This window comes from Streptomyces sp. NPDC001443 (assembly GCF_053597355.1).
Genome location: NZ_JBSFIA010000049.1, coordinates 46,224 through 58,820 on the forward strand (window position 1 = coordinate 46,224; position 12,597 = coordinate 58,820).

At 70.7% G+C, this 12,597-nt stretch carries 14 protein-coding genes and 1 pseudogene; 8 read left to right on the forward strand and 7 right to left on the reverse strand.

Going from position 1 to position 12,597, the window contains the following annotated elements; genetic code table 11:
* Positions 1 to 275: 275 nt before the first annotated feature.
* The gene (locus tag ACWC24_RS36295) at positions 276 to 482 is read left to right on the forward strand and encodes a DUF6417 family protein (protein WP_450667173.1); all 207 of its coding nucleotides are present in this window, start codon (positions 276 to 278) and stop codon (positions 480 to 482) included.
* A 98-nt stretch (positions 483 to 580) separates the two neighbouring features.
* On the opposite strand, the pseudogene ACWC24_RS36300 reads toward ACWC24_RS36295, so the two are convergent.
* Positions 581 to 877 (reverse strand): annotated as a pseudogene (locus tag ACWC24_RS36300) (DUF6233 domain-containing protein); the annotation flags it as partial.
* A gap of 89 nt (positions 878 to 966) precedes the next feature.
* On the opposite strand from ACWC24_RS36300, the gene ACWC24_RS36305 reads away from it, so the two are divergent.
* Entirely contained in the window at positions 967 to 1,947 is a 981-nt protein-coding gene (locus ACWC24_RS36305) for a DNA polymerase Y family protein (RefSeq protein ID WP_450667174.1), read from the forward strand.
* A 31-nt stretch (positions 1,948 to 1,978) separates the two neighbouring features.
* Positions 1,979 to 2,434: a hypothetical protein gene (locus tag ACWC24_RS36310; protein ID WP_450667175.1), complete on the forward strand. Its 456-nt coding sequence runs from the start codon at positions 1,979 to 1,981 to the stop codon at positions 2,432 to 2,434.
* Between the two features lie 46 nt (positions 2,435 to 2,480).
* On the opposite strand, the gene ACWC24_RS36315 is transcribed toward ACWC24_RS36310, so the two are convergent.
* Positions 2,481 to 3,176 (reverse strand): HNH endonuclease family protein, encoded by a 696-nt coding sequence (locus tag ACWC24_RS36315; protein WP_450667176.1) that lies wholly within the window; start codon positions 3,174 to 3,176, stop codon positions 2,481 to 2,483.
* Between the two features lie 327 nt (positions 3,177 to 3,503).
* Here ACWC24_RS36315 and ACWC24_RS36320 point away from each other — a divergent pair, with 327 nt between their 5' ends.
* Positions 3,504 to 3,719: a hypothetical protein gene (locus ACWC24_RS36320; RefSeq protein ID WP_450667177.1), complete on the forward strand. Its 216-nt coding sequence runs from the start codon at positions 3,504 to 3,506 to the stop codon at positions 3,717 to 3,719.
* A gap of 63 nt (positions 3,720 to 3,782) precedes the next feature.
* The gene (locus ACWC24_RS36325; protein ID WP_450667178.1) at positions 3,783 to 4,070 is read left to right on the forward strand and encodes a hypothetical protein; all 288 of its coding nucleotides are present in this window, start codon (positions 3,783 to 3,785) and stop codon (positions 4,068 to 4,070) included.
* A gap of 36 nt (positions 4,071 to 4,106) precedes the next feature.
* Here the strand turns inward: ACWC24_RS36325 and ACWC24_RS36330 are convergent, their stop codons facing one another.
* Complete coding sequence (locus ACWC24_RS36330; RefSeq protein ID WP_450667179.1) at positions 4,107 to 6,863, reverse strand: tetratricopeptide repeat protein; 2,757 nt, start codon at positions 6,861 to 6,863, stop codon at positions 4,107 to 4,109.
* Between the two features lie 120 nt (positions 6,864 to 6,983).
* On the opposite strand from ACWC24_RS36330, the gene ACWC24_RS36335 reads away from it, so the two are divergent.
* Both ACWC24_RS36335 and ACWC24_RS36340 read left to right on the forward strand, forming a co-directional pair.
* Positions 6,984 to 7,178 (forward strand): hypothetical protein, encoded by a 195-nt coding sequence (locus ACWC24_RS36335; RefSeq protein ID WP_450667180.1) that lies wholly within the window; start codon positions 6,984 to 6,986, stop codon positions 7,176 to 7,178.
* Between the two features lie 54 nt (positions 7,179 to 7,232).
* Positions 7,233 to 7,430 (forward strand): hypothetical protein, encoded by a 198-nt coding sequence (locus ACWC24_RS36340; RefSeq protein ID WP_450667181.1) that lies wholly within the window; start codon positions 7,233 to 7,235, stop codon positions 7,428 to 7,430.
* A gap of 10 nt (positions 7,431 to 7,440) precedes the next feature.
* Here ACWC24_RS36340 and ACWC24_RS36345 read toward each other — a convergent pair.
* From ACWC24_RS36345 to ACWC24_RS36360, 4 genes are all read right to left on the reverse strand, one after another.
* A protein-coding gene (locus tag ACWC24_RS36345) for an IS630 family transposase (protein WP_450667182.1) occupies positions 7,441 to 8,516 on the reverse strand; the annotation gives its coding sequence in 2 pieces (ribosomal slippage) (positions 7,441 to 8,070 and positions 8,073 to 8,516; 1,074 coding nt in all).
* Positions 8,517 to 8,778: 262 nt separating this feature from the next.
* Positions 8,779 to 9,159: a toxin Doc gene (locus ACWC24_RS36350; RefSeq protein ID WP_450667183.1), complete on the reverse strand. Its 381-nt coding sequence runs from the start codon at positions 9,157 to 9,159 to the stop codon at positions 8,779 to 8,781.
* 3 nt (positions 9,160 to 9,162) lie between these two features.
* Positions 9,163 to 9,414, reverse strand: a complete 252-nt coding sequence (locus ACWC24_RS36355) for an antitoxin MazE7 (RefSeq protein ID WP_450667184.1) — start codon at positions 9,412 to 9,414, stop codon at positions 9,163 to 9,165.
* A 243-nt stretch (positions 9,415 to 9,657) separates the two neighbouring features.
* Positions 9,658 to 9,840, reverse strand: coding sequence for a hypothetical protein (locus ACWC24_RS36360; protein ID WP_450667185.1), 183 nt, complete (start codon positions 9,838 to 9,840; stop codon positions 9,658 to 9,660).
* A gap of 222 nt (positions 9,841 to 10,062) precedes the next feature.
* On the opposite strand from ACWC24_RS36360, the gene ACWC24_RS36365 reads away from it, so the two are divergent.
* The coding region (locus ACWC24_RS36365; RefSeq protein ID WP_450667186.1) for a hypothetical protein at positions 10,063 to 12,597 on the forward strand (2,535 nt) is incomplete at its 3' end.

Genomic DNA, 12,597 nt, shown 5'->3' on the forward strand with positions numbered 1-12,597 from the left:
AGAAGCACCGTCGCCGCTCTGTCCTGCCGCTCGTACGCGGCAAGTGGGGAAGCGGCCCCGGGCGCCAGAGCCGACAATCAGCAAGCGGGCCTTCGCGCCGTGTCCCCGAGCCGACACGGAGGCCCGCCCTCACGGAGCCTCGCGCCGCGCGGTCGGCTGCGCGGTGCGCTCCCCGGCTTGGACCCGGATCACTGGGCGGCGCCCCGCCGGCTCAGGGGCATACGCAGCCGGTCCTGGCCCGTGACCTTGAGATTGGGGAGTGCGTTGCCCAGACCGTGGACGACTACGAGCACCTCGACCTGGACGCCGACGCCTTCGCGCCGGTCGCGTACACGGCCGAACGCCTGGCGCTGCTGACGCTGGAGGAGGCGCACGACCTGCTCGCACTGCTGCTGGTGGTTGCGCAGGAGAGCGGGACCATGTCGGCGGAAGCCGACCGGCTGGCGCGGGAGATCGCCGCGCGCATCCCGTCGCAGAACTGACGCACTCTGTGCGCCGGCCCGGCGGATAAGCCGATGATGCCCAGCGCTATGTCGGGCTGGCAGTGGCCGCAGGCGGGCAGCCCGGCGCTGAGCAGTCGGCGGGCTTCGTCGCGGCCGATGGGGCGTTGGCGCTTGCCGACCATGTGGCAGTCACCGGCGTGGACCTGGACGGGCGGGCGGCCGGTTCCGATGCCGAGTTCGACGATCCATTCCGGTGGCCGGGGTCGGGTGCGGCGGCCGTGCTCTTCTTCGGCCTGGCGCTGCTGGAGCGCCAGGATTTTCGCGTCGATGCGCTGAAGCCACAGGACGTGCCAGATCCGCAAGGTCTGCAGGCGTTCCAGGTCAGGCGGCAGGTCATCGAACATATTTTTGATTCTATGCACAGTGATCAACATGCCGCGCTCTCGCGTGTTCGATTTTTTGTTCGATACCGTGAGAGTGGAGGTGGCCGGTGATGACTGCGGGAGCAAGAGGGGAGGCCGGGATGTCGACGGTGATGCATGTACGCTGCCCGGACCGGCTGCCGGAGGAGACCTACCGGCAGGTGCTGGAGCAGCTCGCGCAGCTGTCGCCGGTGGTGCAGGCACTGCCGCCGTCCGCAGCTCTGGTGGAGCTGAAGGGGGCCGTCCGCTACCACGGTGCCGGCGTGCGCCGGCTGGGCGAGATCCTCAGGGTGCGCGCCCTCTCACGGTTCGGAGTTGACGTCAGGGTCGGAATCGGCCCGTCGATCACCGTCGCAGCCACCGCATCCGCCCAGATCCCTGAGCCCGGCGGCGTCCTGGCTATCGCGCCCGACCAGGTCGCCGCATGGCTGGACCCGCTGCCGGTCGAGGCCCTGCACGGCATCGGCCCCCGGCAGACCGCAGCCCTGCGCGACTACGGCATCGACCGGGTCGGCCTGCTGGCCGCCGCCGCGCCGGCCACCATCCAGCGGCTGCTGGGCGGCCGCGCCGGACGCCTGGCCACCGACAGGGCCCGCGGTATCGACCCGCGCCCCGTCGCCCCCCGCGCCCTGCCCGCCTCCATCAGCGTCAGCTGCAGCTTCCCCCGCCACGTCCTGGACGGCAGCGAGGTCCGCTCCGCCCTGCTCAGCCTCGTCGTCGAGCTCGGACAGCTGCTGCGCCGGCGAGGGCAGGCAGCCCGGGCCCTCACGCTCACGCTGAAGTTTGCAGGTGGCGCTTCGTGGGAGAAGACGCGCCGTCTGCCAGCGCCCTCCGGGCATGACGACGACGTACGCGCGCTGGCGTACCAGCTGATGGACGCGGCCGGCCTGCAGCGCGGCCGCCTGACCGGACTCACCCTCAGGGGCGAGGACTGCTGCGACGCCGGCCGGGTCGCCGACCAGATCAGCCTCGACGCAGTCCGGGAGACACGGCTGGTGGCCGAAGCGGCCATGGACCGTATCCGGGCCCGGTTCGGCCCCGGCGCGATTGGCCCCGCCGCCATCGTCCGCCGCGCTTCCTGACCCTTCTGGCTCACACGTGGAGGTGAGACCTGTGCTGCTAGATCCGCCAGGGCTGGTTTCGGGATGGGCGCAGGCACTCCCGCACTGGCCCTATGTCCAGGCTGTCGACGAGGCCCTCACCTGCCGCGGTATTCCCCCCGGCACGGTACGGGCCTACTACACCGGGCGTGAGCACGGAGAGCGGATGTGCATCGTGCTCACCTGGGACGTCAGCCGCACCGCCGGACCCGGCGGCATCCGCCTGCACTGGAGCGACGAGACCGGCTGGGCATACGTCCTGCTGCGCGCCGGCGCCCAGGCCGCCGGCCCGTCCCGCCAGGTCGGCGCGCTGAGCCGGGTCTTTGCCGCACCCGAGGACATTGCCGAGGCGGCCGACCGGCTGGTGCGTGCCTGGCGCCGGCCGCACGGCGAGTACGGCGCCGAATGGGACCGCGCGGCGAAAGCCCGGGCGGCAATCACCGCTTTCCGTCGGTCCACCGTCCGCTGACCCTGCCGGCCCGCAGACGCCGTGCAGTGCAACGCGGTGTTCCGGTTCAGCGGGCGAGGGTGACGGTGATGGACTGGTCGGGACAGGCGGCAAGGCGTTCGGCGAGCGCAGACTGCTCGGCGGGGTCGACGGTGAGGCGGTAGCGGGTCTTGTCGGCGACCCAGTCGGTGACGTACTGGCACCAGTAGCCGGCGTACGGCGGTAGCCACTCGGTCGGGTCCTTGTCCGCCTTGGACCGGTTCGATGCGGCGGAGACCGCGATGAGGGCGCGGGCGTCGTCGAGGTCGTTGGCGTAGTACTCGCGTTCCTTCGCCGTCCACGCGGACGCGCCCGAGTCCCAGGCCTCAGCGAGCGGGACGACATGGTCGACATCGAGTCTGCGGGCAGCATCGAAGTACTGGTCGTCGTACGGCGAGTACCAGATGCCGCCGGTGAGCGCGCAGCCCGCACCCAGCTCGGGGGCTGTGACGGCCTCGTCGAGCAGGACCTCGGCGCGGGTATTGCACCCGTCCTTGTCGGCATCGATCCAGTGCCTGAACTTGTCGCGGCTGTAGCCGGCCCGGCTTTCCTCCTGGACAACGAGCGCAGCCAGCGCGTCCCGGACCGGCAGGGTGATCGTGTCACCCGGAGTATGCCGCTGCGGTGCGGAAAGCGAGACGGGGGAGACAGCGCGGGCGGCGGACGGAGCGGCGAGCACGGACAGCACGGCGGCTGCCGCGCATGCGATCCGGGCGACGTGCACGAAGCAGTCCTCTCGAAGATCACGAATGGTTTGTGATCTTCGAGAGGACCGCTGCGCACACAGACCCCCGATCCGTACGCCCCTCACCCCCACGGGCCTTAAGTCACACAGAACGACTCCATCAGGTAGCCACAGACGGCAGCACCCTGCGGCAGGCAGTTGCCAGGCCCGGCAAGCCGTGATGGCCTGTGGCTCTGCGGTCGGCAGAGCGTGCGGTGGCCCGCCCCAGTGGACGCCGAAGCAGATGCCCCCTCGGCGGACACGGCGCCCGTAGCCAATGGGGTACGCAGCGATCCACTTTGGGGACCGCAGGGAGGGCACCACACCATGGGCACCAGGTTCCTCGCCCGACTGCAGTTCCGGACCGACGGCCCGCTCGTGGAGGGCGAGTGGGCTCGGCTGAAGCCGGCTCAGGACCGGTACACGGAGTGGGTCGGGCTCTACAGCAAAGATCCGCAGGTCACGGTCCGCCTCATCGCGAGGACAGACAGCCGCGAGCGGGTGCTGCGCAGCTGGACGGCCCAGGGCGAAACCGCCCTGTAGGACGCGGGCAGCGGCCATGGCGCTCCCGTGCTCCGCGTTGCAGGCGACGTAGGATCCGTCGACGTGGCACACACATTCGATGAACTGGTGGAGATGCAGAAGGCAGCGGACGAGGCGCACAGCCGGGTCCTGGAACTGCGAGACACCTACGGCCGTCCCACCGCGACGCCCTGGTCGGCGCAGCAGACCGAGGAATATCAGACGGCCTGGCAGCACTGGCGGGACCTGGCCGGCACGGTCCAGGCCGCCGTCACCCACCATGCCCGGGAGCAGGACAAGCCGCGCTTCGACATCGAGGCCGCCGTACGGACCAAGGCCTGGCATCCACAGCCGGAGCCGGCTGCAGCGTAAGCACGTCTCACCCGGCCGGTACTTCTGCTCCAGCGTTCAGAAGCCATTACCGGATGCAAACGGCGGTGTCCCCGAGGTGTCTGGCAGTAGGTACCAGTCGGGCAGGGAAGACCCAGGCGGATGCCATGCGGATGTCGGCATGCCGTCCGGGTCCAGACCGTACGGCCAGAGCCTGTTGAGCACTGCCCGCATCATGGAGCGGTTGACGAAGGCGTCGGTGTGGCCGTGGTCGGCGGCCCGCCGGGCCAAGGTTTCGGCACCCTCCCGGTCTCCGGCCTCCTCCCGCATCACAGCCAGGTCGTACAGAGCACGGGTGTTGCCGTGGTCAGCGGCGTGGCGGGCCAAGGTTTCGGCACCCTCCCGGTCCCCGGCCTCCTCCCGCATATCGGCGAGGTAGTGCAGGGCGTGGGTGTCGCCGTAGTCAGCGGCCTGGCGGGCCAAGGTTTCGGCACCCTCCCGGTCCCCGGCCTCCTCCCGCACCACAGCCAAGCGATACAGGACAGAAGTATGGCCGCGGTCGGCGGCGCGGCGGGCCAGCGTTTCGGCGCCCTCCCGGTCCCCGACGGCCTCCCGCATCTCGGCCAAGCGATACAGGGCGTGGGTGTCGCCGTGGTCAGCGGCCTGGCGGAGCAAGGTGTCGGCACCCTCCCGGTCCCCGGCCCTATCCCGCATCACAGCCAAGCGATACAAGGCGTCGGTGTCGCCGTAGTCGGCGGCCTCGCGGAGCAGGGTTTCGGTACCCTCCTGATCCCCGGCCTCCTCCCGCATCTCGGCCAAGCGATACAGGGCGTGGGTGTCGCCGTGGTCAGCGGCCTGGCGGAGCAGGGTGTCGGCACCCCCTCGATTCCCGGCCTCCTCCCGCATGTCGGCGAGGTAGTGCAGGGCGTCAGTGTGGCCGTGGTCAGCGGCCTGGCGGGCCAGGGTTTCGGCACCCTCCCGGTCCCCAGTTCGTTCCCGCATCTCGGTCAAGTTGTTCAGGGCATCGGTGTGGCCTTGGTTGGCGGCCTGGCGGGCCAGCGTTTCGGCACCCTCCCGGTCCCCGGCCTCCTCCCGCATCACGGCGAGGTAGTGCAGGGCGTCGGTGTCTCCGTGGTCGGCGGCGTGGCGGGCCAAGGTTTCGGCACCCTCCCGGTCCCCGGCCTCCTCCCGCATCACAGCCAGGTCGTACAGAGCACGGGTGTTGCCGTGGTCAGCGGCCTGGCGGAGCAAGGTGTCGGCACCCTCCCGGTCGCCGGCCCTATCCCGCATCACAGCCAGGTCGTACAGAGCACGGGAGTTGCCGTGGTCGGCGGCGCGTTGGCGAAGGTGGTGGGCCCATTGCCAACGGTGGCGTCCCTCGGCTGCTTGGGTGAGATTGCCCAGGTCGTCAGGGTGGGTGAGGTGGGTGTGGGCGGCGTGCCAGAAGGAGGCGGGTGGGCACAGGTGTGCGCGGGTGGTGCGGCCGTGTTGTTCGAGGTAGTCGGCAAGCCGGAACACCTGCCCCGAAGGCGGTGTGACAGGTGTTCCGGCAACGGGGGAGGGGATCGAGGGGCGCCGTGGAGCTCGGGGGGTTGTGCGGCGCAGGGGGGCCTGTTTGCCGTGGACCAGTTGGGCGAGTTGGGCGAATGCCTGCTCCGCCCAGTCGTCGGTGAGCTGGTCGTAGTCGGTGTCGGTGAGGTAGTCGGTGGCGGCGTCGGTGAGGAAGGCCTGGGGAAGGTGGAGGCCGACGCCGAGACGGCGTGCGTCCATCGCGGCTTCCAGCAGTGCTTTGGCGGCAGGGCTGGCCTGCTGGTAGCGGTGGAGGAGTTCGGGGGCGCCAGCCAGGTCCTGAGTGATGCGTCCGTCGGTGCGGGCGCGGGTGAGGGCGTCGGCCAGCAGCAGGTCGCCGCCCTTGGCGAAAGCGGCCGCAGCACTCAGGGCATCGGCGTCGAAGGCGTCGGGGACGGTCAGGGTGTGGCGCGCGAGCAGCTCCCGCACACGGCTGTGCGGATCTTCCTCACCCGGGTCGGGAAGGGACTTGTACTGGTGGGCGTACTCGGGCCAGAGCGTGCCCAGCACGAGGACGGGCCCGCGCTCCGGACTGACCAGCAGTTGGTGCACGGCCGCCGCAACCCGCTCACCGGCCGCCCGGTTCCCGAGGTAGTGCTGCGCCTCGTTCAGCCACACCACGGTGCGCGGCTGGACACGGTGCAGATCCGCCAGTGCGGCCTCGGCGCGGGTTGGGTCGAAGGGATGCCACAGCCGCCATCCCTTCTCGGCAAGGGGTTGCACGGCCTCCCAGCACGTCCGGGTCTTCCCTGTCGACGAACCGCCTACCAGAACCAGGATCCGGCTGCGGCCGGCCATCGCGTCCCGGACCGCATCGTCCAGTACCCGGTCATGCTCCCGCCGCACGTACCCAGGTAGCGTCTGCGCCGCAGGGTGAGCAAAGCCCGGAGCAGGCCTGCCGGGACCGGCCGGATGAACCTCCAGATCATGCGGTTCCCACTCCCCGATAGGGCGGCCCGGACCCTGCAGGTGTCCACGCTTGTGGGACCCGTGCTTGACCGCGTCCCGGCGCAGTTCCAGCAGCTCCCCGGCTGGCAGCTTCAGTACGCGGGCCAGGGCCGCCACCGTATGTTCCGAGGGCACCAGGCCCTCGTCGCTGAGAGCTTCATGTACGGTCGTGCGCCCCAAGCCGGCCAGGTCGGCAAGCTGCTTCTTGCCCGCCAGCCGGGAGAGGGCCAGAGCGTCGGCCAACCTCTGGCGCAGCACCGCAAGCGGATCACTGTCCGGCTCCCCGCGCTGTTCGCCGCCCAGTCGTTCCTCGCGCACGTGCTCCCCCGGGCCGTGGTGTGTTCGCCGGTGTTCATCTTCGTCCCGGCGAACCCCGGCGCACACCACTTCCGCCACCTTCGACCACGTCAACGTCCCCTCGTGTACCGGGAGCCTGCCGTGTCTGTCGCCGTCGTTCTCCTCGCCATCGGCCTCGTGGTCGTCATTGCGCTGCTGGCTGCGGCCGGCGCGGGCACGCTCGCCCGCATGGACGGCGCCACCTACCCCGTCGCCCTCACCCGCGCCGCCACCGCCTTCGCCACGGTCATCACCCTTGCCACCACCGTCACGGCGGCCCTCGCCGCACTCCACTGAACGCGCACAGCACCCCCGCAGCGCATCACCGCTCCGACCTGCCAGGATGGCGCGATGAGCACCATCCGCCGCCCCCTGGCCACCGGTCCCCAGCCCAGCCACCCCGCGCCGGAGGCGGCCATCCCGCGGCCGGGCACCGCTGCCGAGCAGGCTGCCCTCCAGGCGCCACCCGTCGCCCCCGAACACCACCACCAGGCGCCGCTCGGCCGACGGCGCCAACTCGGCCCCGGCCCCGGCCCGACAAACTACTGACCTTGTCGGGTTAGCTTCGGCTGCTGGGGTTGAGGGTCAGGCCGGTTTCGGTGAGGCAGCCGTCGATGAGTTCGGGGTGGCGCTGGATGTGGGCGAGGCCTCGGCGGAGCGTGCGGGTGAGGTGGTCGGGATCAGCGAAGGCGGTGTTGGCCATCGGTCCTCGCCGTAACAGGGACCAGACGCCTTCCACCGGATTCAGGTCCGGGCTGTAGGAGGGAAGCTGGACGATCGTGAGCCAGTCGTGGCCCGCGGCGTACTCACGCAGTCCCGCGGTGCGATGGGTGTTCAAATTGTCCCAGACGACGATGATCGGGGCGCCGAGCTGCAGGTGCGCGCGGACCAGGAGGTCGCGGTAGTCCTGCCAGGAGAAACTCTTGCGCGCACCCTTCAGCAGCGAGTGGAAGCGGGGCCGGTAGATCAGCCGGGACCGCTCGCCGGGCCGGTAGCAGCACAGTGCGGCGACCGAGATCCGCCGCCGGGACCGTCCGCGCACCCGGACCACGGGCGTGTGGCCGCGCCGGCCCCAGGTGCGGGCGCGTGGCGGCGTCATCGCGAACCCGGCCTCGTCCTCGAAGACGATCCAGGCCCCGAGCGCCGCCGCGGTGCTTCCACCTGCGGCCACACGTCCTTCTTCCACAGCCCGACCGCTTGCTCGTCACGTTCGAGCGCGCGACGGGACGGGCTCTGCCACGACCAGCCGTGGCGGTGCAGCAGCCGCCAGACTCCCGCGATCGAGCAACTGACATGGAACCGGCGGCCGATCAGGGTTTTGACGCGTTCCAGCGTCCATCGCTGGTCCTCCCAGCCATGCGCCGCCGGCCCTTTCGCCAGCTCCGCCTCCAGCAGAGCGAACCGCTCGTCCGACAGCTTCGGCAGCTTCGCGGGCCCCTTCGACTTCAGACCTGCCAGACCGCCCTCACGCCAGTTCCGGCGCCATTGCTCGACCGAACGCTCACTCACCCGCAGGTCCTTGGCAATGTCCGATGTTCTGTCACCCTGCTCGAACCTGCGGCCGGCTTCCATCCGGATCCGTTCCCGCGCAGCCCGCCGCTCGGCGGTCAGGCCCCCACCATCCGCGTACCGCATGACACCGGCATACCGCAGGGATCACCCCACGTCACCACCCGAAGGCAACCCGAAAAGCTCAGTAACCGACAAGCGATCTGCCCGATGCCGAGGAGAAGGTCAGCCCGAGTCGGCTCCGTACGGTGCGAGACATGCGAGGCCCGGCCTGAGCTGTACAGGCCGGGCCTCGCATCTCTGTGTTCACGATGGTTCGGTGGCCGTTATCGCACCGGGTGCCTCGAGATTGGGCGCCAGCCGTCCTCGGTTACCCCTCCCGTACGGTTCACCGGTTGCTGCGCAAGGAGCGCAGACGGTCGGCGATGTCGTAAACCGTGAGCCGCAGCGCGCGAATATCAGTGATCAGGTCTCGCCACGGCTCGAATGAGTCGTCGATGTCCTCCCCGGAGGCCCGGAGGTAGGCCACCGCCACGCCATACGCGAAGTACGCGTTGCGGGCCGGCAGCGGGCGCAGCAAGACCAGCTGCTCGAGCAGGGCGGCAGCCCGCCAGTAGGCGTCGGGCTCGCCCATGTCCAACTGTGGTGTGTTCACTCGGTGCCGGGCGACGGCGGCCACCAGGCCCGAGTAGTCCCGAACCCCGAGTTCCTTGCCGAGCAGTTCCTCCTGTCGGTCAAGGAGCCATCGGATGTCGATATGCAGTTCCAAGGGTCAGGCCGCCCGCCCTGTGCTGCTTCGCCGGGCTGGGGCGTCGTCAGGGAAAGCCTCATCGAACGCCTCGGCAAGGCCGGGCTGGGCGATGATCTCGCGGAACACGGCCGTCGCCTTGCTCAGTTTGATCTGGTTTTCTTCCTCTATGGCCAGCTCGGCCAGGTAGGCGCGCACGCTCTGTCCGCGGGCTGCGGCAACTGCGGCGAACCGGTCCCTGGTCTGCGAGTCGACCTTTACGGTGGTGTCAGCCATACCCCGAGTATGCACCCACGGGTACCTTTGCGAATACCTATGTGTCGAGACTTGACCGTCGGCCGTCGAGGGCTGACGAACGGCCGCTTGTGTCACTTCCGAGGTGCCCGTCCGTGGTGCGCGGGGTAGCAGCCGCGTCTCCCAACCAGCCGACGGCCCGTATCACTGCCGTCGACTGAGGGGCATTGCGGCCGCTTCCGGGGACGAGGGAACGAAGGACCGCCTGTTCCCATGCGGGCGTGGTCATGTGTAGGCGGCGACGGCGGCGAAGTAGATGCCCAGGCTGGTGGCTGCGGCGCCCGCGCCCGTGAGGATTGCCTGGGGGGTGCTGGCGCCGGCTCGGTGGGCGAGCAGACCGGCGGTGATCGCGATGTTGAGGGCGGTGGACAGGGCGAGCAGCAGGGACAGGATCTGCAGCGGGCTCATCGTGGGTCCTCCCCTGTGGCGGTGACGGCCCGGGCGGGCCGTGCGCGATGAGGTCGACGCTGTCTGTCCAGGGGGGTGTCCTGCAGGAGTCCGGGGGCAGATTGGGTATGTCGGTCCGAAGCGGGCTGGTGGGCACTAGGGTTCACGCCGCGGCTGGGGAAGGTGTCCAGAGGGAGGGTGGACACCCGTGCAGGGGGCCGGGGGGAGCGAGAAGTAACCGTGATGACAGGGCCGGCGGGGCAGGAGCCGGAGTATGCCGCGCTGATGGCCGAGTTGGCCGCGTTCCGTATGAGCCGTCTCAGCGGTCTGCCGTCGGACCGTGCGCTGGCCGCGGCCGCCAAGGTCAGCCCGACCACGATCGGGCAGTGGCTGCGCGGCGACCGGTTCCCCCAGCAGGTCGATCCGGTGCTGGTGCTGGTACGGGCCGTGCGCGCCCAGGCCGAGAGCACTGGGGCGGCCGACGGGTCGGCACGGACGCTGCTGGACGCGGCCCGGTGGCGGCGCGCCTACCAGAGCGAGGCCCGCCGGCGCGCAGACGCAACGCGTACCGCGGTCGGTGCGGGGCAGGGCCGGGCGGTGCTGGAGCGCATGCGGCCGGGCCGGCCGCTGGCGGAGGTGACCGACCCCTTCGCCTTCGATCTGGAGGTGCACCGGGCGATCGGCTCCCCGGTCGCCGGTCTGCCGGTGCTGCCGGAATATGTGCCGCGCGAGCACGATCATGCGCTGGCCGAGGTGGTGGCGCAGGCCGCCGCCGGAGCCAGCCGGATCGCGGTGATGGTGGGCGAATCCTCCACCGGCAAGACCCGCGCCTGCTGGGAAGCCCTCCACCCGCTGCGCGCACTAGACGAACCCTGGCGGCTGTGGCATCCCATCGACCCCACCCGTCCTGGTGCCGCCCTGGCCGAGCTGGCCGACCTTCCCCCGTACACGGTGGTATGGCTGAACGAGGCCCAGTTCTACCTGGAACCCGACCCGCTCGGTGAGCAGGTCGCCGCGGGTCTGAGGACCCTGCTGCACCATCGGCCGGGTCCGGTGCTGGTGCTGGCCACCCTCTGGCCAGACCACTGGAACACCCTGACCACCCGCACCACCCCCGACCGGCACGCCCAAGCCCGGGAGCTGCTAGACGGGCACAGGATCAACGTGCCGCACGCCTTCACCGGCACCGACCTGGCCGCGCTGACAGACACCGCCGGGCGCGATCCCCGGCTCGGCGAGGCCGCCGAACACGCCCAGGACGGACAGATCACCCAGTACCTGGCCGGGGGACCGGTCCTGCTGGACCGCTACCACAACGCTCCACCCGCCACCCGGGCCCTGATCGACGCCGCCATGGACGCCCGCCGCCTCGGCGCCGGACCTCGCATCCCCCTTGCGTGGCTGACGCAGACCGCCCCCGGCTACCTCACCGACACCGAGTGGGACCACACCGGCGACGACTGGCTCGAGCAGGCCCTCGACTACGTCACCACCCCCTGTCACGGCATCCCCGGCATCCTGGCCCCCGTCAAGACCGGCACCCCCCGCAACCAGCGCACCACCAGCCCCGCCACCGGGCACGGCCCCGGCACCAGACAGGGGCCGCTGTACCAGCTGGCCGACTACCTCGACCAGCACGGCCGCCGCCACCGCGCCGAGGAAATCCCGCCCATCGACTTCTGGACGGCTGCCGCCACCCACGCCCACCGCAGCGATTTGACTGCGCTCGGCACCGCAGCCTGGGACCGTGGCCTGTACCGCGACGCCGCCCAACTCCACAAACACGCCACCACCCACGGCGATGCCAGAGCCGCAGGCTTCCTGGTCGACCACCTCCACGACCTGTATCCCACCGACCATCGCCCCGCCCAACACGCCATCGCACATGTCTCCCTCGACGACCTGAACGACGTGAGAGGACTGCTGTCCAGACTGCTGAGGGATGGGGCGCAGGAGCAGGCGGCGACCTTGGCCGAACGGGCCGCCGCACACGCCCCCCTCGACAGCCCGTACGCCGTGGCGGGGCTGCTGGACCAACTGCGGGAGGCCGGGCTGCATAAGGAGGTGGCCAGGCTGATGGCCCGTGATCCCGTCGCACACGCCTCCCTCGACAGCCCGGACGCCGCGGAGCTGCTGGAAAGTTTGCGGAGGGCCGGGCTGCATAAGGAGGTGGCCAGGCTGATGGCCCGTGATCCCGTCGCACACGCCTCCCTCGACAGCCCGTTCGCCGTGGCGGAGCTGCTGGCAAGTTTGCGCAAGGTTGGGGCGCAGGAGCAGGCGGCGACCTTGGCCGAACGGGCCGCCGCACACGCCCCCCTCGACAACCCGCTTGACGTGGCCGCGTTGTTGAGGATTCTGCGGAAGGCTGGGGCGCAGGATCAGGTGGCAACCTTGGCCGAACGGGCCGTCGCGCACGCCTCCCTCGACGACCCGTACGCCGTGGCCGGGCTGCTGAACAGTCTGCGGGAGGCTGGGGCGCAGGAGCAGGTGGCGTCCTTGGCGGAACAGGCCGTCGCACACGCCTTGCCTGACAACTCGAATGCCGTAGTCACGCTGCTGGACGGTCTGCGGGAGGCTGGGGCACAGGATCAGGTGGCCGGGCTGCTGGCCCGTGACCCCGCCGCACACGCCTCCCTCGACGACCCGTACGCCGTGGCCGGGCTGCTGGACGGTCTGCGGAGAGCTGGGGCACAGGATCAGGTGGCCGGGCTGCTGGCCCGTGACCCCGCCGCACACGCCTCCCTCGACGACCCGTACGCCGTGGCCGGGCTGCTGGAC